The organism is Kitasatospora sp. NPDC036755 (genome assembly GCF_040636595.1).
Taxonomy (GTDB): Bacteria; Actinomycetota; Actinomycetes; order Streptomycetales; family Streptomycetaceae; genus Kitasatospora.
In genome coordinates, this window is record NZ_JBEZUT010000157.1 from 1 (window position 1) to 19,858 (window position 19,858).

Sequence of the window (19,858 nt, forward strand, 5' to 3'; positions counted from 1 at the left end):
AACAAGCGGGTGTTCGTGCTGGATGGTTGGTTGCGTCCGGTGCCGGCGGGTGTGGTGGGGGAGGTGTATGCGGCGGGGGCCGGTCTGGCGCACGGGTATGTGGGTCGGGCGGGTCTGACGGCGGAGCGTTTCGTGGCGAACCCGTTGGGCGAGCCGGGTGAGCGGATGTACCGCACGGGGGATCTGGGGCGTTGGCGTGCGGATGGTGTGCTGGAGTACGTGGGGCGTGCGGACGACCAGGTGAAGATCCGGGGCTTCCGGGTCGAGCCGGGCGAGATCGCCGCCGTCCTCCAGGGGCATGAAGCGGTCATGCAGGCCGCCGTCGTCGTACGGGAGGACCGTCCGGGAGACAAGCGCCTGGTCGGCTACGTCGTGCCGTCGGCAGGGCGCGAGCTGGACACGGAGGAGTTGCGGCGTTTCGCGGCCGGCCGGCTGCCCCGGCACATGGTGCCGTCGGCGCTGGTGGTGCTGGAGGCGCTGCCGATCACGCCGAACGGCAAGCTGGACCAGCGGGCCCTGCCCGCACCCGCCGTCACGAGCGCCGGGACCGGTGGGCGGGCCCCGCGCTCGGCGCAGGAGGAGATCCTCTGCGTGGTCTTCGCCGAGGTCCTCGGGGTGCAGTCGGTCGGCATCGACGACGACTTCTTCGCGCTGGGCGGGCATTCGCTCCTCGCGGCCCGGTTGATCAGCCGCATCCGCACCACTTTTGGTGCCGAACTCGGCATCCGGGACCTGTTCGACGCCCCGACCGTCGCCGGTGTCGCCGAGCGACTGAAGGACGGCCGCCCGGCCCGACCCGCTCTCGTGGCGGGGGAGCGCCCCGAGGTGCTGCCGCTGTCCTTCGCCCAGCAACGGCTCTGGTTCCTCGACCAGGTCGAGGGTGCCTCCGCCACCTACAACAGCCCGTACGCGTTCCGGCTGCGCGGGCCGGTGGACGTCGAGGCCCTGCGGGCGGCGATCGGTGACGTGGTGGGCCGGCACGAGGCCCTGCGAACGGTCTATCCGGCCGTCGACGGCAAGCCCCGCCAGCTGATCCTGCCCGCCGGGGAGGTACGGGTCCCGTTCGCGGTCGTGGAGTGCACGGACGAGGAGGTGGCGGAGCGGATCTCGGCCGAGGCCTTCGCCCCCTTCGACCTCGCCTCCGAACTCCCGTTGCGGGTAGCCCTGTTCAGCCTCGGCGCGAGCGAGTCCGTGCTCGTCCTGACCCTGCATCACATCGCCAGCGATGGCTGGTCCTCCGGCCCGCTCTGGTCGGGCGTCGCCTCGGCCTACCGGGCCCGCCTCGCGGGGCTCCGGCCCGACTGGGAGCCGCTGGCCGTCCAGTACGCGGACTACACCCTCTGGCAGCACCACCAGCTCGGCGAGACCATGGACCGCCAACTCGCCTACTGGTCCGAGGCGTTGCGCGACGCCCCGCAGGAGGTCGCGCTGCCCTTCGACCGGCCCCGACCGGCTGCGGCCTCCCACCAGGGGGACCTCCTGCAGTTCCACGTCGACGCCGAACTGCACGCCGAACTGGACGCGTTGGCCCGGCGGCACGGGGTCACCCTGTTCATGGTGCTGCACGCGGCCCTGGCGGCCCTGCTCTCCCGGATGGGCGCCGGCACCGACATTCCCATCGGGACGGTGGTGGCCGGGCGTTCTGACCAGGCGCTGGACGACCTGGTCGGGTTCTTCGTCAACACGCTCGTCCTGCGCACCGACCTGTCGGACGAGCCGACCTTCACCGAGCTCCTGGGCCGGGTCCGCGACACCGACCTGGCGGCCTTCACCCACCAGGACCTGCCCTTCGAGCGGCTGGTCGAGGAGTTGAACCCGGTCCGTTCCAGCTCCGTGCATCCGCTGTTCCAGGTGATGCTGGTGCTGCAGAACAACGAGGAGGGCACCCTGAGCCTCCCGGGGCTGACCGCGGAGCCCGAGTCCTTCGGGATGCCGCCGGTCAAGTTCGACCTCAACCTCACCTGCGTGGAGAACCGCGACGCGGCCGGCGCGCCCGTCGGCATCCTCGGCGTCCTGCACTACGCCACGGACCTCTTCGACCGCGGCACCGTGTCCGGCCTGGCGGACCGTCTGCTCCGGCTGCTGACCGCCCTGGTCGCGGACCCGGACCAGCCGGTCGAGGCGGTCGACGTCCTGACCCCGGTCGAGCGCGGGCGGATCCTCGTCGAGTGGAACGACACCGAGCGGGTCCCGGCGGACACCGGGCTGGTTCCGGCGGTCTTCGAGGGGCACGTCCGCCGGACACCGGACGCGAACGCGCTCGTCTTCCAGGGGGAGGCGCTGACCTTCCGGGAGCTGAACGCACGGGCGAACCGCCTGGCGCGGCTGCTGATCGACCGCGGGGCGGGGCCGGAGCAGTCCGTGGCCGTCCTGCTCCCGAGGGGCGTCGAGCTGATCGTGTCGCTGCTGGCGATCCTGAAGGCGGGCGCCTGCTACGTCCCGGTCGACCCGGAGTACCCCGTCGAGCGGGTCGGGTACATGCTCGACACCGGCCGGCCGGCCCTGGTGATCGCCGGCGGTGGGACGGCCGGGCGGTTCGCGGACCCGGCCCGGCCGGTGCCGGGGCTGCTGGACCTGGACGACCCCGCGGTCGGCGCCGAGCTGGCCCGCCGTTCCGGCGCCGACGTGTCGGACGCCGACCGGCTCTCGCCCCTGCGCCCGGAGCACTCCGCGTACGCCATCTTCACCTCCGGCTCGACGGGAAGGCCGAAGGGCGTGCTCATCGAGCACCGCTCCCTGGCCAACCTCGTCCGCAGCCACCGGGAGGACGTCTACCGGGCCGACATCGCGGCGGCCGGCCGCCCCCTGCGCGCCGCCATGATCGGGGCGACGACCTTCGACGCCAGCTGGCTCCTGCTGTTCTGGCTGCTGGACGGCCACGAGCTGCACCTGGTGGACGACGAGACCCGCCGCACGCCCGAGCTCCTGGTCGACTACCTCGACGAGGAGCGGATCGACTACCTCGAGACCACCCCGACGTACTGCCGGCAGCTGATCGAGCTGGGCATGCTCTCCGCGGAGCGCACCTCCCGGCCCCGGATCGTCGACGTCGGCGGCGAGGCGGTCGACGACGCGCTGTGGGCGGACCTCCGGCGGGCCGGGGTCGCGGCCAACAACCAGTACGGTCCCACCGAGTGCACCGTGTACGCCACCAACGCCGTGATCGGCGCGTACGAGCGGCCGGTCATCGGGCGGCCGATCCGCAACACCCGGCTCTTCGTCCTGGACGACCGCCTGCGGGCCGTCCCGCCGGGCGTCCCCGGTGAGCTGTACATCGCCGGGGAGAGCCTGGCCCGCGGCTACCTGGGCCGGCCCGGTCTGACGGCCGAGCGCTTCGTGGCGAATCCGTTCGGGGCGGCGGGCGAGCGGATGTACCGCACCGGCGACCTCGTCCGGTGGCGGGCCGACGGCGCCCTGGAGTACGTGGGGCGCGCGGACGACCAGGTGAAGATCCGGGGCTTCCGGATCGAGCCGGGCGAGATCGCCGCGGTACTGCTGGCGCACGAGGCGGTGGCGCAGGCCGCCGTGGTGGTGCGGGAGGACCGGCCGGGGGACAAGCGGCTCGTGGGCTACGTGGTGCCGTCCGCCGGCCGGGAGGCCGACCCGGAGGAGCTGCGGCGCTTCGCCGGGGGGCGCCTGCCGCGCCACATGCTGCCGGCCGCGGTGGTGGTGCTGGACGCCCTGCCGATGACCTCGCACGGCAAGCTGGACCAGCGGGCCCTGCCCGAGCCGGTGGCGGGCGCGAGCACCGGCGGGCGGGCCGCGCGGTCGGCGCAGGAGGAGATCCTCTGCGCGGTGTTCGCCGAGGTCCTCGGGGTGCCGTCGGTGGGCATCGACGACGACTTCTTCCTCCTGGGCGGGCACTCACTGCTGGCGGCCCGGCTGATCAGCCGGGTCCGCACCGCCCTCGGTGCCGAGATCGGCATCCGGGACGTCTTCGACGCCCCCACCGTCGCCGCGCTCGCCGGACGGCTGGACGACTCGGGGCAGGGGGACGGGGCCCTCGCCACCCTGCTGCCGCTGCGCAGGGGCAGCGGGCCGACGGCCCGGCCGCTCTTCTGCGTGCACCCGGCGGCCGGCATCAGCTGGGTCTACTCGGGACTGCTCCGCCACCTGGACGGCGACCGCGCCCTCTACGGTCTCCAGGCCCGCGGCCTGCTGGCCCCGGAGGCCGTCCCGTCCGGCGTCGACGCCATGGTCGAGGACTACCTGGCGCTGATCCGGTCCGTGCAGCCGCAGGGCCCGTACGCGCTGCTGGGGTGGTCGTTCGGCGGGGTGGTGGCCCACGAACTCGCCGTCCGGCTCCAGGAGGAGGGCGAGGAGATCGAGGCACTGGTGCTGATGGACAGCTTCCCGAGCGGGGGCGGCACCGGCGCCCCGGCCGAGCCGGCCCAGGAGGAAGCCCGAGTCCAGGCCCAGGAGCCGGCCCGGGAGCTCGGCGGCGAGGAGGCCGTGCGGGCGCTGCTGGAGTCGCTCGGCCACGACCCGGACTCCGCGAAGGCCCCGGACGGCCCGTTCGCGCTGCTCGACGACGCCGCGCTGGAGGCGATGGCCAGGGTCTTCCTCGGCAACATCGCGGTCCTGGACTCCTTCAAGTCCCGTACGTTCAGGGGCGATGTGCTCTTCTTCGAGGCGACCAGGGAGGAGCCGACGCCGTCGGTGCGGCCCGAGGACTGGCGGCCGCACGTCACCGGCCGGATCGAAGTGCACCGGGTGACCGGGCGGCATGGTGAAATGACGAGGCCTGATCAGCTCGCCCAGATCGGCCCCGTTCTCGCCGACCGGCTCGCCGGCGGGCACGACGCGCCCTAGCCGGCCAGCGGCTCGTGCGCCGGAGGACGGCGCACGGGCCGCCGGACCGCCCCGCCCCGCGGCGGCGGCCACCGCGGGGCGCCGGGGGAGAGCGCAACCAGTGGGCGGCTTCGGGCAGTTCGGCTTCCTTTCCGCGACAGATCGGAGCTTTCCATGGGAAACGGCACACGTGGCGGCCTGCTCCGCCGGCACCGGGACTTCCGGCTCCTCTGGTTAGGCGAGACGGCGGGGCGCTTCGGCCAGTCCGTCACGGTCCTCGCCGTCCCGCTGATCGCCGTGTCGACCCTGCACGCCGACACCTTCGAGGTGAGCCTGCTGAGCGCGGCGCCCTGGGTGCCGTGGCTGGTCATCGGGCTGCCGGTGGGGGTCTGGGTGGACCGGCTGCGGCGCAAGCAGGTGATGTTCTGGGCCAACGTCATCTGCTTCGCGCTCTTCGCCAGCGTTCCCGTGGCGGCCTGGGCCGGGGTGCTGAGCACCAGTCAACTCCTCTTGGTGGCACTGCTGGCGGGCGCCGCCACGGTGTTCTTCCAGACCGCGTACACCGCCTACCTGCCGGACCTGGTGAAACCGGAGGACCAGGCGGAGGGCAACGCCAAGCTCCAGGGCAGTGCCTCGGCGGCGCAGATCGTCGGGCTGGGCTGCGGCGGCCTGCTGATCCAGCTCGCGGGCGCGGCCAACGGGATGCTCGTCAACACCACCACCTTCCTGCTGGCGACCCTCTGCCTGGTCGCCATCCGGCACCGGGAGTCCGTGCCCGAGCGGGTCGAGCGGCCTCGCGGCGCGATGGTCAAGGAGATCCGGGAAGGGCTGGGCCTGCTCTTCGGCGACCCCTTCCTGCGGAGCCTGGCGCTCTTCGGCGCGGCGTCCAACCTCGCCCTGACCGGGTACCAGTCGCTCACCGTGGTCTTCCTGGTCCGCGAGGTCGGCCTGGACTCCGGCACGATCGGCAGCCTCGCGATGGTCAGCGGCATCGGCGGCGTCCTGGGGGCCTTCGTGGTGCGCCGGGTCAGCGCCAGGCTGGGCACCGGGCGCGCCCTGCTGATGTTCGAGCTGGTGCTGCCGGCGCTGGCCGTGCTCATCCCGCTCGCCGGTCGAGGATGGGGCCTGCTGATGATCGTCCTCGCCTACGGCGGCGTGGCGATCGGCGTGGTGGCGGGCAACGTCCTCAAGTCCGGGTTCGTCCAGAGCTACTGCCCGAGCGACATGCTCGGCCGGCTCGTCGCGAGCGCCGCGTTCCTCAACTACGGCACGATGCCGCTCGGCGCCCTGCTCGGGGGCGCGCTCGGTACCTGGCTCGGTCTGCGCCCGGCGCTGTGGATCCTGACCGCGGGCGTGCCGGCGGCGGCCCTCTTCCTGTTCTGCTCCCCGATCCGACGCCACCGGGACCTGCCGACCGGGCAACTGCCCGGGCGCCGGCCGGAACCGGAGGCGGAGGTGGCCGGGGCGGTGCGCTGACACCGGTGGGCTGACACCGGTGTGCCGGTGCCGGTGCCGGTGCCGGTGCCGGTACCGAGGCCGAGGCGGGCCGGTGCGGCGGAGGCGGTGCGCCCAGGGGGATCCGCCGCCGCGGCCGGGCACCTGAACGGGGGAGTTCCCCGCGCGCCGGGAGGTGCGGGTCGTGAGCATGGGAACGGCCGCCGCGGGCCGCCGCGGCACGGGGCCGCGAGCCCTGCCGGGGGACTCCCCGAGGAAGGACGTGCCCACGATGGAGGCATCCGCACAGATCGGCGTGACCGGGCTCGCGGTGATGGGCCGCAACCTGGCGCGGAACTTCGCCCGCAACGGCTACACGGTCGCCGTGCACAACCGGACGGAGGGGCGCACCAAGGCGCTGATCGAGGAGTTCGGACACGAGGGCGCGTTCGTCCCGGCGGGGTCGCCGCAGGAGCTGGTGGCCGCGCTGGAACGCCCCCGCCGCCTGCTGATCATGGTGAAGGCGGGCGGGCCCACCGACGAGGTCATCGAGGAGTTCGCCCCGCTGCTGGAGGCGGGCGACATGATCATCGACGGTGGCAACGCGCACTTCGCCGACACCCGCCGCCGGGAGCGGGCGCTGCGCGAGCGCGGCATCCACTTCGTCGGCAGCGGCGTCTCCGGCGGCGAGGAGGGGGCGCTGCACGGGCCCTCGGTCATGCCCGGCGGCTCCGCCGAGTCCTACGCCGTCCTCGGCCCGATGCTGGAGCGGATCAGCGCCCACGTCGACGGCGATCCGTGCTGCACCCACATCGGCACCGACGGGGCCGGCCACTTCGTGAAGATGGTGCACAACGGCATCGAGTACGCCGACATGCAGCTCATCGCCGAGGCCTACCACCTGCTGCGGGACGTCGGCGGCTACCGTCCCGCCGAGATCGCCGAGACCTTCCGGAACTGGAACAAGGGGCGGCTCGACTCCTACCTGATCGAGATCACCGCCGAGGTGCTCGCCCACACCGACGCGGCCACCGGGAAGCCCTTCGTCGACATCGTCCAGGACGCCGCCGAGCAGAAGGGCACCGGGCGCTGGACCGTGCAGACCGCCCTCGACCTCGGCTCCCCGGTCACCGCCATCGCCCAGGCCACCTTCGCCCGGGTCGCCTCCGCCCGGGCCGAGCTGCGGGCCGCCTACCGCCCGCTGCCCGGGGGCACCCGGCAGGAACTGCGCCCGCACGAGGCCGAACGCTTCACCCGGGACGTCGAACAGGCCCTCTACGCCTCGAAGGTCATCGCCTACGACCAGGGCTGGACGATGATCCGCGACGCCGCGGCCGAGTACGGGTGGGACATCGACCTGGGGGCGGTGGCGAGGATCTGGCGCGGCGGCTGCATCATCCGCGCCGCCTTCCTCGACCGGATCCGCGCCGCCCACGCCGCCAACTCCGACCTGGTCAGCCTGCTCGCCGAGGAGCGGTTCGCCGCGGAGGTCGCCGACGCCCAGGCGGCCTGGCGCACGGTGGTGGCCGGCGCGGCCCAGCACGGCATCCCGGTGCCGGCCTTCTCCGCCGCGCTCTCCTACTACGACACCCTGCGCGGCGAGCACCTGCCCGCCGCGCTGATCCAGGGCCAGCGCGACTTCTTCGGCGCCCACACCTACCGCCGCACCGACCGCCCGGGAAGCTTCCACACGCGCTGGGCCGAACCCGGCCGCCCCGAGGTGCGGACGGACACCGGGACGGGGTGAGTCGTCGGCCCACCGGGCGGGCCGCAACGGGTGACTCGTCGGCCCGCCCGGCCCCCGGGGCGGCTCGGTACCGGGCGTCGGTGGGGGCGGCGAGCCGGCGCGCGGTGGCCGCTCCGATGCCGCTGCTCGCCCCGGTGACCAGTACGGTTCCCGCGGTGCCGGGCACGCGGACTCCGGTTCGCTTCGGGGACGGGGCTCAGGCCTTCTTCTGCTCGGCGGCCCGCTCGATCCCGGCGAGCACGTCACGTGGGAACCAGAGGCTGCTCGCGCCCGCCAGGGCGACGGCCGCCGCCCCGACCAGCACCGGCACGATGCCGACCCGGGAGGCGAGCCACCCGCCGACGAACGCGCCGACCGGCAGGGTGGCGGTCAGCACGGCCTGGAGGAAGGCGTTCACGCGGCCCAGCAGGTGGGCGGGGGTGACGAGTTGGCGCCCCGTGGTCATGGCGATCGACCAGACGGTGGCCAGCAGCCCGAACAGCAGCTGGTACAGGACCAGGGCCGGGAAGGACAGCCCCAGGGAGGCCGCCGGGATGAGGAAGAGGGCGGCCCCCGCGCCCACGGCGCACAGCCGGATGGTCCGGGCCATGCCCAGCGCCCGGGTGACGCTGGTCGCGGCCAGCACGCCGGTGCCCATCCCGACGGCGTACGCGGCGTAGACCGCGCCGAGCTGCCACGGGGGCAGCTGCAACTCCCGGTCGGCGTACAGCACGAACAGGCCGCCGCCGGCCCCGCCGCCCAGGTTGAGTCCGGCCGCGGCCAGGGCCTGGCGGCGCAGCAGGGTCTCCCGGCGGATGACCGCGAGGCCCTCCCGCAGCGCCTCGAGGCGGGACCGCGCGCCGCTGCCCGCCTCGTGCGGGGGCCGGTTCAGGGAGGTCGGCAGGGCGAGGAACAGGGCGCCGCCGACGAGGTAGGCGGCGCACTCGACCAGCAGCGCCGGGGCCGGGTCGATCACGCCGATCAGGATGCCGCCGAGTGCCGGCCCGCCGATCAGGCCGATGGTCCGGGCGCCGGTGAGCGAGGAGTTGGCCGGCAGCAGGCGTTCCGCGGGCACCACGCGGGGCAGACAGGACTGCAGCGCCACGCCCTGGGCGGAGTTGAGCGCTCCGGAGGCGGCGGCCGCGGCGAACAGGTGCGGCCAGGTCAGGCCGTCCAGGGCGGCCGCGAGCGGCACGCTGCCGATGGCGGGGACCTGTAGCCAGGACAGCGAGACCAGCATCCGCCGCAGCCGGGCCCGGTCGACGGCGACGCCGATGAGCGGGCTGAGCAGGACACCGGGCAGGTAGGTCATCGCCATCAGGGCCGAGGCGCCCAGCGGGCCGGCGTGCAGGTGGGCGATGGCCAGCAGCGGCAGCGCGAGGGCGGTGACCTGGCGCCCCACCGAACTGGTCATCTGCTCCGTGACCAGCAGGAGCAGCGGGCGGTGTCGGCGCAGCGGCACGGATTCCGGGGCCGGGGGCGGTGTCGCGGGCGGGCCGGACTCCGCGGGGACGGACGACTCCTCGGCCGTGGAAGATCCCATGTATCAACTCCTGTGTCGGGCACGGTCCAGTGGCGGATGCGTGGAGGCAGGGTCACCGCCCAGCCCCGGGTGACGAGCACGGGGCCCTCGGACGCCAGGACGGACACGGCCTCACGGCCCGTACTGCTGAGGTCGTCCAGGGCGGTGGGGGTCAGGCAGGCCCGGAAGGTGGCCACCAGGTCGGGGTGGTCCAGCGCGTAGCGGGCCGAGGCGTCGGGTCGCGGCGGTCCCGGAGCTGTCCTGAACACCAGTCCCTGTGCGAGGAGTCAGCGTCCCCGGGCGGTGAGTTCGCCGACCGGGACCGGGTGACCGGCCCCGGTCGGCCGGCGGTGCGGTGGGCGCGGGGAGCGTACGGCCGTGTTCCAGCTCGCGGAACGCGGCGGCCCGCCGGTGCTTCAGCCGGTGGGTGCGCCGGGGCCAGCTCTCGCGTTCGTCGTGGACCAGCAGGTCGCCCTCCTCGTCGCGTTCGCCCCGGGAACGGTGGAGGTGGTTCCAGACGCAGGTGAGCGCGTGGTTCTCGCACTCCCGCATCGTACGCAGGTTGCGGGCGCCGGTGACGCCCTTGTCCATCAGGCCGAGCACCCGGCTGTTCAGGCTCTCGACGCCGGGCCGGACGCGGGTGACCCGGGCACCGCCCAGCAGGGCGATCCGGTCCTGGCTGGGGTTCGACTTCACGTCGTCATGGATGGGCACCGACCGGAAGGCGCGGGAGATCCACGGTCCGGAGCGCTACGCCCGGCTCGCGGCGGTGAAGAAGGCCTACGGCCCGGGGAACGTCCTGCGCGGCAACCTGAACATCCGGCCCGCGTAAGGCGCGTCGGGCCGCACCGCGCCGCACCGGGCCGCACCGCGCCGTGCCGGGACGTGTCGCGCCGGGCTCAGTGCGGCGCGGACCCGCCCGGCCCGGCGACCAGCCAGTGCGCGGGCAGTTCGATCGGTTCGCCGTCCGGGGTGGACTCCGTGGTGGCCAGCGGCAGTTCGCCGGTGGCGAGGACGTCGAGGCCGGCCGCGTGGAACAGCCCGGGGAAGGCCGCGTCGGCGACCTCGGCCGGGGCGAGCCCGTGGGAGAACACCGGGCGCAGCTTCGGGGGCGGGCCGGCCGGGTCGCGGACGAGCTCGCCCAGCACGCCCTTGGCCGCCTCCGAGAGCTCGAACACGAAGGCCCGGCCGCGCGCCCCGAGCAGGATCCGGATGGCCTCGACCACCCGGGGGCGGTCGGCCGGCTCGCTCTGGTGGATCACGCCCCGCACGTACACGTTGGCGTCGCCGAGGCGGTGCCACAGGGCTCGGACGGCCTCGGCGTCGGTGGCGTCCAGCCGGGTGAACTCGGCCCGCCCGGCCGGGTCGCAGCGTCGGGCGAGGTCCACCGCGGCGGCGGACAGGTCGACCCCGAGGACGACGGGGAAGCGCTCGGCGAGGAAGCGGGTCTGGGTGCCGTTGCCGCAGCCCAGGTCGACCAGGGGCAGCGCGGGGTCGGCCAGGTGGGGGCGGAACAGCGTGAGGTGGTGTTCGGCGCTGAAGGCCGGTTCCGCGTCCCAGATCACCGAGCCCGGCGCCTCGGGCGCGTCGCGCCAGAAGCCCTCCCAGGCGTTCAGGTACCGACTCGTCACGCTCATGGCGGAGACCTCCGGGTGTCGCGCGGGGTGTCTGGCTCGTGTCTATCGGTACCGGGCGCGGGCGGCAAACGCGCACCGGCGGGTGGGAGCGGTCGCGCGCGGGTGGCGTACGGCGGGCGCGTACGGCGGCGCGCGGGGGCAGCGGGAGGGGCGGCGGGAGGGCCGGAGCGCGGACCGGTGGGCGGGGCGGAGCGCGGATCAGCCCGCGGGCCGGCCCGCGGCCCGTTCCCGGCGCAGCAGGGCCAGCAGGTAGAGACCGGACACGGCGGCGAGCACGGCCATGCAGGCGGCGAAGACCAGGCCCGCGTGCGCCAGCCCGAGCGGTCCGGTCAGCAGACCCACCCCGATCACCGGGATCGAGATGCCGAAGTACGCGACCACGAACAGCGCCGAGAGCACCCCGCCGCGGTGCGCGGCCGGAGCGGCCGCGGCGAGCTCGCCCACCGCTCCGCGCAGGCCCATGCCCTGCCCGGCGCCGCCCACCAGGGCGCTGAGCACCAGCGGCGGCAGGCTCTCCCCGGCGAGCGAGGCGGCCAGCAGGGCCAGCCCGAGGATCAGCACCAGGCAGCCCAGCGGGATCGCCCGCGCCGTGCCGAGCCGGGGCACCAGGAGCTGGCCGAGGGTGGAGGCGAAGAACGCCGTGAAGACGACCAGGCCGACGACCGCCCGGTTGCGGACACCCAGGTCGGTGGCGAGGAAGGCCGGACTGACCGAGGTGAACAGGCCCAGCAGCGAGAAGCCGGCGAAGGCGGCCACCGCGGCCGGCACGAACACCCGGCGGACCTCCGGGGGCAGCGACGGCCGGACCGGCCGGGCGGTGCGCAGCGGGCGGGCCCCGGCGACCGTCTCCGGCAGCCGCCACAGGAGCGCGAACGAGACGGCGAGCAGCCCCAGGTGCACGGCGAACGGCAGCACCAGCGGGTGCGGGGCGTACTGGGAGAGCAGGCCGGACAGCAGTGGTCCGCAGCCGAGGCCGCCCATGTTGGCGGCGGTCGCGACGAAGCTCGCGCGGCCCCGCCGCCCGGGCGGGGCGAGCTCCAGCACGTACGCCGTCCCGGTGCCGGTGAACAGGCCCGCCGAGAGCCCGGACAGCAGCCGGCCCAGGAAGAGCAGGGCGACGCTGTCCGCCGCCAGGAACACCACCGCGCTGGCGGCCGAGCAGACCAGCCCGCAGAGCAGCACGGGCCGGCGCCCGACGGCGTCCGAGACGTTGCCGACCAGGAGCAGGACGCCGATGACGCCGAAGGCGTACACCGCGAACACGACCGTCACCGTCAGCTCGGAGAAGCCGAGCCGCTCCTGGTACAGGCCGTAGAGCGGGGTGGGCAGCGTGGTGCCCACCATGCAGACGGCGAAGGCCGCGGCGGCGACGAGGTGGCCCACCCGGGCGACTCCGGGCCGGGCGGTCCGGCGGTCGGTCACCCGCCCACCATAGGCACGCACCGGGGGACGGGACCGGGCCGCGCTGCGCCGAACGGGCGTCCGGGCCCGGACGCCGGGACCGGGCGGGGGTCAGCGCTCCGCGTGCCAGGTGGCTTCGAGGGCACTGGTGCCGTCCGGCCGGGGCGCGGGGTGCCACCGGGCGCGCAGTCCGTCCGGACGGGGGACCGGGCGGGCGGCCGGGAGGGGCGCGCCGATGGCGCCGAGCACGGTGTTGTCGAGCGGGCTGGCGGCCAGCCGGTCCAGTACCCGCGCACAGGCGGTGCGCAGGCCGTGGCCGTGGCGGCGCACGTCGGGGACGACGGAATGGAACGCAGCGGGGACGGACATGCGGCTCACCTCCGGGGCGACCTGCGGGTCTTGCAGGTGTGGCGTCCAGCTTCCGCCCGTTCGCGCGCCCCGGGGCCCGGATTGACGGGCTGCTGACACTCCGCTGACGGTCTGCTGACGCCAGGGTGGACTCCGGGCGGCCCGGCGGTGTCCCGGGCGGCCCGGCGGCGGCTCAGATCCGGTACGCGGCGACGTAGCGGGCCGGGTCGCGGCGCAGGTCGCCGTGCCAGCGCTCGCGGCACTGCTCGGCGAAGGTCCGCCGGGTGGCGAGGACCTCCTCCAGCGGGTCCAGGTACCCGAGCACGTGCGGCGGTTCGAGGCCCGCCGCGATCCGGGCGGTGAGGCCGGCCCGGGCCAGCCGCAGCAGTTCGGCGGCCAGCGGGCGGACCGGGTCGCCGCCGAGGCGGGTGGCCAGGCCGAGGGCGGGCAGCTCGGCGAGCGCGGCCCGGTGGTGGTGCAGGGTGTAGCGGCCGAGCAGCTCCCAGGCGGCGTTCCGGGACGCGGGGTGGTAGCTGAGCCCGGCCCAGAGGGCGGGGACGGCCGGGATGAACGGGTACGGCGGGCCGTCCGAGGCGCGCAGCTCCAGGGTGCCGCGGACCCTGGTGTTGGTCCAGAGCTGGTTCAGGTGGGCGGCCCAGTGCGCGGGGGTCGGGCGCGAGCCGTCCGGGTAGCCGTCCCGGAGCAGCCCGGCGAAGGTCTGTCCGGGGGGTGCCGGGTGGTAGCGCCCGTCCGGGGTGCGGTAGTGGATCAGCGGGATGCCGAGGGCCCAGTCGACGACGGACTCGACGGTGACGTCCGGGTGCAGCGCGGGCGGCAGCACCCCGCCCCGGCGCGGGTCCATCCGCAGCCAGGCCCAGCACCGGTGGGACAGCAGTCCGCTGGACGAACCGCCTTCCTGGATCGGTGAGTTGACGAGCAGGGCGGAGACCACCGGGGCGGCGGCCATCTGCATCCGCAGCTTCTCGGCGAAGTCGGCGGGGGAGAGGTAGTCCAGGGTGACCTGGGTGGACAGCGAGAGCGCCATCACGTATCGCGCGCGGCTGCCCGGCTCGCCGAGTCCGGTGAAGTAGTCCCGCATGATGGCGCCCCGGGTCATCGGCACCCACCGCACGTCGGCGAGCCGGTCGAACGGCAGGTTGGCGCCGGGCACCAGGGCGAGCCCGAACCGGCCGACCAGATCGGCGAGCCGCTCCAGCGCGGCGCGCATGTCCTCCACCGCCCTGGCGACGGACGGGGCGGGTGCGGAGGAGTACTCGATCTGGCCGCCGTGCTCCAGGGTGATCTGGCTGCCGTCCGGGAGCAGCACCCCGGTCAGCCGCCCGGCGTCCTCCTGCCGCTCGCCGCCCCACCGGTCCAGCACCGCCTCCAGGACGGCCAGCACGCCGCCCTCGCCGTCGTAGCGGGCGGCCAGCCCGGTGGCCGGGTCGACGAGGCCGCACTCGACCTCGATGCCGACCAGTTCGGCGCGGCCGGGCCGGAACGGGGCCAGCAGTTCGGCCCGGCCGAGCGCCGGGCCGCGGGCCGGCCCGGGTGTCGGCCCGGGCGTCGGGCCGGGCCTCGGGTCGGGTGCCCGCCCAGGCGTCCGGCCGGGCGTCGGGTCGAGGGCCGGGTCCGCGGCCCGGCCGGGGTCGGCGACCGTCACACCGCCCCCACCCGGGTCGTGACCCCGGAGTGCCCGGCCCGGTCGAGCAGCGTGCCCACCGCGCCGAGGGCGGACTGCGCCGCGCCCTGGCACCAGGCGTGGGCGCCGGACAGGTGCTCGCCGGCGAAGAAGACCCGGGGCCGGTCCGCCGGGTACGGGGAGCCCAGCACGCTCAGGTAGCGGGTGTGCTCGCCGGGCGTCAGGTGGGCGAACGCCCCGCCGCCCATGCCGCTCTGCACGTCCCAGTTGCAGTGCACGATGTCGTCCACGTCCGCGGTGATGCCCGGGTGGAGCCGTTCCAGGCAGTCCAGCACCAGCGTGTCCCGCTCGGCCGGCTCCAGCGCGGCGAACCGGCGGGCGTTGGCGCCCCACAGGTACGCCCCGAGCAGGGCCGTCGGCTCGGCCGAGCGCACCGGGTCGCGTGCCACCCAGTGCGGGCCGCCGCTGCCGTTGACGCCGTCCTTGGTCCGCACCGCGTTGTCCGACGGGTACCAGCACTGCTGGATCGGCAGGTCGGTGAAGCTGCCGCCGCCGTGGATGCCGTCCTCCAGCTCCCAGCGACGGCGGGTGAGGTGCAGGACGGTCTTGATGCTGCTCGCGTAGCTGATGCCGCGGATGGCGTGCCGCTGGGCGTGCGGCAGGCCCGGGGTGACGGCGATCTGGTCGAGCGCGGGCGCCGGGACGCAGCACACCACGTAGTCGACGTCGTCGTGCAGCCGGGCGCCGATCCGCCGGCCGTGCAGCCGGACGCCGTCCGCGGTCAGCGCCAGTTCGTCGATCTGGGTGGAGAGCCGCAGCGTGCCGGGGCGCAGCGCGTCGACGAAGGCGTGGATCAGCGCGTCCAGCCCGTCGACGAGTTCGACCTGCCCGCGGTGGAACAGGCCGAAGTAGTCGACCAGCACCTCCAGCAGCGACGACTGCTCGTAGTGGGCGAGGCCGCTGGCATGGCCGAAGAGGTCCCAGGCGTCCTGCGACAGGTGCTCGTGGACGAACTGCCAGAGCGACACCGAGGCCGCCCGCTCCAGGGCCGGGTCGTCCCAGTGGCCCTCCAGGGTGCGGCGCTGCTGCTCGACGGTCAGGGTGCGCCACACCGAGCCGAGCAGTTGGTCCAGCACCGGGGTCGGGGCCTGCCGCTCGGCCGGGCGCAGCTCGTACGCGGGGAACAGCGACGCCACGTCCTGGACCCGCACCCGCCGGCCGCGCAGGTGGTAGTAGGCGCGCGGGTTGGAGTTGACGAACGGGCGGGTCGCCAGCCGGAACCGGGAGACGTAGTGCAGGACGCAGTGGTGGTTGCCGGGGATGCGCATGGCGCCGAGGTCCACGTGGGTGCCGTCCCAGAAGCGGTGGGTGCGCACCCGCCCGCCCGGCCGGTTCGCCCGCTCGTACACGACGACCTCGAAGCCCCTGCGCTGCAGCTCGTACGCGCACACCAGCCCGGCGACGCCGGCTCCGACCACGGCCACCCGCCCCCGGGCGCCGGCGACGGGCTTCAGCAGCGAACGAGGGAACGCAAAGCTCGTTTCGAACATCGGCACCGTACCCATCTGAGGCGAGACCCCCGGGCTCAGCCTTGGCCAAGCGGCCTCCGGATGCCACTCCGCGACGCCGATGCGGGTGACGGCGCGGGTGGCGGCACGGGTGGCGATGCGGGGGTGGAATGGGGGTGGAGCGGCCCGGGCGGCCCCGTGGCTTCTACCCGGCGGCCGCCGGACCAACCCCGTCCCGGTGCATCCAGGCGATGACGTCCAGCACCCGGAGCACCCCGATGTCCTCGCCGATCCCGGCCTCCGCGCGGAGTTCCACGAGCCGGGTGCGCAGCGCCCCGCCGTCGGCGCGCAGGGCGTCGGCGAGCGCGGACCAGAAGGTGCCGTCGACCTTCGGGCGCCGGAACAGGGCCTTCACCCGGACGTCGTAGACGGGCACCAGGTGCGGCCGCTTGCGGGCCAGCAGTTTGCCCGCGACGACGGGGCCGACCCCGTCCGGCTTGCCCGGGTAGGTGCCGTGCGGGTTCGCCAGCCGTTCCCACAGCTCGGCGGCCGGCCCGCCGGGGGCGATCAGCGGGGCGCGGGACGGGTCCTCCAGCCGGGCGTCGCGGGGGATGGCGGCCAGCAGCCGGTGCCAGTGCCCGTCGGGGTCGGTGAGCAGCTCGACGGCGCCGTGCGGCTCGACGGAGACGCTCAGCATGGTGATCGCGAGCAGGTCGTCGGCCGTGAAGCGGTCGGCCGTCTCCGGGCGGTCGCCGCCGCCGGCCAGCCGCTCGAAGTGGGCGCCCGTGTAGTACGGGCCGCCCTTGGCCCGCTGCCGGGTGAAGTACTCGCGCAGCAGCCGGACGCAGGCGCCGGTGTCCCCGTACACCGGGGGGATCCACAGCGCCGTCATGAGAGCCCTTTCGGTCCGCGTGCGTCGGGGGCCAGTGTGGCAGAGGCGACGGATCCGGCGGCGCGGGCGGACCGGGTGAACCGGGCCGGTGGCGCGGGCCGTAGGACCGAAGTGGGCGCGCGCAGCGCCGCGGCCGCCAAGCAGCGGATGCGTCCGCGAGGCAGCGGGTGCGTCCGCGAGGAACCGGGGAGGAACTGGATGCAGTCCCGACGCGACCAGGTGCAGGCGCACCTGTTCGTGATGAGCAGGCTGGCCTCGGGCATGCTGCGGGCGGAGCCCGACGCGCCGGACACCCCCACCGGGCGCACCACCCGGGGCACCATGACGGGCCTCGCGGTGGGGGTGCTGATCGGGCTGGGGGTCACGGTGTACGGGGTGATCAGCCCCGGCGGCGGCGACGGCTGGGCCAAGCCGGGCACCCTGGTGGTGGTCCGGGAGAGCGGCGCCCGCTACCTCTCCGTCGGCGGGCAGCTGCACCCGGTGCTGAACGACACCAGTGCCAGGCTGCTGGCCGGTGAGCAGATGACGGTGCAGCAGGTGAGCCGGGAGTCGATCGCGGACGCGCCGCGCGGCGCCCCGGTCGGGATCGTCGGCGCCCCGGACGGGCTGCCGTCGGCCGGGGACCTGGACGGCGGCACCTGGCTGGTCTGCGGAACCCTCCAGCCCGGCCCGACCGGCACTCCCGTGCCCCGGCTCGGACTGCTGGTGGACCCGGAGGCCGAGGGGAAGGCGCTGACGCCCGGTCAGGGTCTGCTGGTCGCCGTCCCGGACGGCTCGACGCACCTGCTCTGGCAGGGCCAGCGGCTGCGCGTGGACACCGCCAACCAGGCGCTCCAGGCGCTCGGTTACGGCGGCGCCACCCCGTTCCCGGTGCCGGCCGGCGTCCTGAACGCGCTGCCCGCCGGGCCCGACCTCGCCGCGCCGGCCGTCGCCGGGCGCGGTGAGCCGGGGCCGGAGCTGGCGGGGAAGCCGACCAGGATCGGCCAGCTCTTCGAGGCCGCGGGCGGTGCCCACTACCTGCTGACCAAGGCGGGCCTGGCCCCGCTCACCGAGACCACCGAGGACGGCGTCCGTACGGTGGTGAAGGTGCGCGAGCCGCGCCGCCGCTCCACCGAGCCGTCCTTCGACCCGGACGAGGTGCAGTCCATCAAGGGCTCGACCCGTCTGGAGGCCAAGAAGCAGCGCCGCCGCGAGGGCCGCGAGCTGGGCCGCCGCCGGGTGCCGATCATCACCGAGGCCGAGTTCCTGGCCCGCCGCGAGTCGGTCGAGCGCGTCATGGTGGTGCGCCAGAGCGGCCAGCGGACCCAGATCGGCGTCCTCGAGGACGGCGTGCTGGTCGAGCACTACGTCAACAAGGAGCAGGCCACCTCGTACGTCGGCAACGTCTACCTGGGCAAGGTCCAGAACGTGCTGCCGTCGATGGAGGCCGCGTTCGTCGACATCGGCAAGGGCCGCAACGCGGTGCTGTACGCCGGTGAGGTCAACTTCGGCGCGCTGGGCGGCCACGGCGGCCCGCGCCGGATCGAGTCGGTGCTGAAGTCCGGCCAGTCCGTGCTGGTGCAGGTCTCCAAGGACCCGATCGGCCACAAGGGCGCCCGCCTGACCAGCCAGATCTCGCTGCCCGGCCGCTACCTGGTGTACGTGCCCGAGGGCTCGATGACCGGCATCTCGCGCAAGCTCCCGGAGAACGAGCGCGCCCGCCTGAAGCAGATCCTCAAGAAGATCGTCCCGGACGACGCGGGCGTCATCGTGCGCACCGCCGCCGAGGGCGCCTCCGAGGAGGAGCTGACCCGCGACGTCCAGCGCCTCCAGCAGCAGTGGGAGGACATCCAGAAGAAGGCCGCGACCGGCAACGCCCCGGCGCTGCTGTACGGCGAGCCGGACATGACCGTCCGGGTCGTCCGCGACATCTTCAACGAGGACTTCAGCAAGGTCATCGTCTCCGGCGACGAGGCGTGGAAGACCATCCACGAGTACGTCTCCAACGTGGCCCCGGACCTCGCCGAGCGGCTCCAGCGGTGGACCTCCGAGGTGGACGTGTTCGCCACCTACCGGATCGACGAGCAGCTGATGAAGGCGCTGGACCGCAAGGTCTGGCTGCCCAGCGGCGGTTCGCTGGTGATCGACCGCACCGAGGCGATGGTCGTCATCGACGTCAACACCGGGAAGTTCGTCGGCCAGGGCGGCAACCTGGAGGAGACGGTCACCCGGAACAACATCGAGGCGGCCGAGGAGATCGTGCGCCAGCTGCGGCTGCGCGACCTCGGCGGCATCATCGTGATCGACTTCATCGACATGGTGCTGGAGTCCAACCGCGACCTGGTGCTGCGCCGCCTGCTGGAGTGCCTGGGCCGGGACCGGACCAAGCACCAGGTGGCCGAGGTCACCTCGCTGGGCCTGGTCCAGATGACCCGCAAGCGGGTCGGCCAGGGCCTGCTGGAGTCCTTCTCCGAGCCGTGCGTGCACTGCAACGGCCGCGGCGTGATCGTCCACATGGAGCAGCCGAGCGCCCACGTCCACGCCCCCGTGGCGGCGGGCGAGGCCGGTTCGGGCAGCGGCAAGCGCCGTCGCCGGGGCAAGGGCGGTGCGGGCCACGAGGAGCCGCAGGCCGTCGAGGCCGCGGTGGCCGTCGTGACCGAGCCGCTCTCGGTGGAGGCCGTCATCGAGTCGGCCGAGCCGGTGCGCGAGGAGATCGAGGGCCAGCTGGCCCTGGAGGTCCCGGGCGTCGAGGCTCCGGCCGAGGCGGCACCCGTCGTCGAGGCGCCCGTCGTCGAGGCCCCCGCGGCCGAGGCCCCGGCCGCCGCTCCGGCGGGCCGTCCGCGGCGCCGCGCGGTGCGCAAGGCGACCGCTCCGGCCGGCTCCCCGGACACCGCCGAGATCGTGGTGCTCCAGGCCAAGGCCGAGGCGGCGCTGGAGGCGGCCCTGGAGGCCGCCGCACCGGCCGTCGCGCAGGCCGC

General features: G+C 74.8%; 13 protein-coding genes. 5 read left to right on the top strand and 8 right to left on the bottom strand.

The features are described from left to right. Positions 1–132: 132 nt before the first annotated feature. The 3 genes from AB0E96_RS23015 to gndA all read left to right on the top strand — a co-directional run bounded on the left by AB0E96_RS23015 (position 133) and on the right by gndA (position 7,972). A complete protein-coding gene (locus tag AB0E96_RS23015) occupies positions 133–4,812 on the top strand; it encodes an amino acid adenylation domain-containing protein (protein WP_359826696.1) in 4,680 nt (1,559 codons plus the stop codon). Positions 4,813–4,965: 153 nt separating this feature from the next. Further along, positions 4,966–6,267 (top strand): MFS transporter, encoded by a 1,302-nt coding sequence (locus AB0E96_RS23020; protein WP_359826699.1) that lies wholly within the window; start codon positions 4,966–4,968, stop codon positions 6,265–6,267. A gap of 250 nt (positions 6,268–6,517) precedes the next feature. Beyond that, positions 6,518–7,972, top strand: a complete 1,455-nt coding sequence (gndA, locus tag AB0E96_RS23025) for an NADP-dependent phosphogluconate dehydrogenase (RefSeq protein WP_359826701.1) — start codon at positions 6,518–6,520, stop codon at positions 7,970–7,972. 196 nt (positions 7,973–8,168) lie between these two features. On the opposite strand, the gene AB0E96_RS23030 is transcribed toward gndA, so the two are convergent. Both AB0E96_RS23030 and AB0E96_RS23035 read right to left on the bottom strand, forming a co-directional pair. Then, complete coding sequence (locus AB0E96_RS23030) at positions 8,169–9,494, bottom strand: MFS transporter (RefSeq protein WP_359826704.1); 1,326 nt, start codon at positions 9,492–9,494, stop codon at positions 8,169–8,171. A 111-nt stretch (positions 9,495–9,605) separates the two neighbouring features. After that, on the bottom strand, positions 9,606–10,169 hold the full coding sequence (locus AB0E96_RS23035; protein ID WP_359826707.1) for a hypothetical protein: 564 nt from the start codon (positions 10,167–10,169) through the stop codon (positions 9,606–9,608). A gap of 10 nt (positions 10,170–10,179) precedes the next feature. On the opposite strand from AB0E96_RS23035, the gene AB0E96_RS23040 reads away from it, so the two are divergent. After that, entirely contained in the window at positions 10,180–10,305 is a 126-nt protein-coding gene (locus AB0E96_RS23040) for a BBE domain-containing protein (RefSeq protein ID WP_359826710.1), read from the top strand. A gap of 67 nt (positions 10,306–10,372) precedes the next feature. On the opposite strand, the gene AB0E96_RS23045 is transcribed toward AB0E96_RS23040, so the two are convergent. The 6 genes from AB0E96_RS23045 to AB0E96_RS23070 all read right to left on the bottom strand — a co-directional run bounded on the left by AB0E96_RS23045 (position 10,373) and on the right by AB0E96_RS23070 (position 16,901). Then, positions 10,373–11,110 (bottom strand): class I SAM-dependent methyltransferase, encoded by a 738-nt coding sequence (locus AB0E96_RS23045; RefSeq protein WP_359826712.1) that lies wholly within the window; start codon positions 11,108–11,110, stop codon positions 10,373–10,375. 198 nt (positions 11,111–11,308) lie between these two features. Then, entirely contained in the window at positions 11,309–12,493 is a 1,185-nt protein-coding gene (locus AB0E96_RS23050; protein WP_359826726.1) for an MFS transporter, read from the bottom strand. A gap of 129 nt (positions 12,494–12,622) precedes the next feature. Next, positions 12,623–12,880 carry a hypothetical protein gene (locus AB0E96_RS23055; protein ID WP_359826715.1) on the bottom strand — a complete coding sequence of 86 codons (258 nt, stop codon included), beginning with the start codon at positions 12,878–12,880 and terminating at the stop codon, positions 12,623–12,625. 172 nt (positions 12,881–13,052) lie between these two features. Then, complete coding sequence (locus tag AB0E96_RS23060; protein ID WP_359826717.1) at positions 13,053–14,522, bottom strand: glutamate-cysteine ligase family protein; 1,470 nt, start codon at positions 14,520–14,522, stop codon at positions 13,053–13,055. Further along, positions 14,519–16,051: an NAD(P)/FAD-dependent oxidoreductase gene (locus AB0E96_RS23065; RefSeq protein ID WP_359826719.1), complete on the bottom strand. Its 1,533-nt coding sequence runs from the start codon at positions 16,049–16,051 to the stop codon at positions 14,519–14,521. Before AB0E96_RS23065 ends, AB0E96_RS23060 begins: the two co-directional genes overlap by 4 nt. Before the next feature lie 163 nt (positions 16,052–16,214). After that, positions 16,215–16,901 (bottom strand): DUF6308 family protein, encoded by a 687-nt coding sequence (locus AB0E96_RS23070; RefSeq protein WP_359826721.1) that lies wholly within the window; start codon positions 16,899–16,901, stop codon positions 16,215–16,217. A 198-nt stretch (positions 16,902–17,099) separates the two neighbouring features. Here AB0E96_RS23070 and eccB point away from each other — a divergent pair. Next, positions 17,100–19,858: type VII secretion protein EccB (eccB, locus tag AB0E96_RS23075; protein ID WP_359826724.1), on the top strand; the 2,759-nt coding region annotated here is incomplete at its 3' end.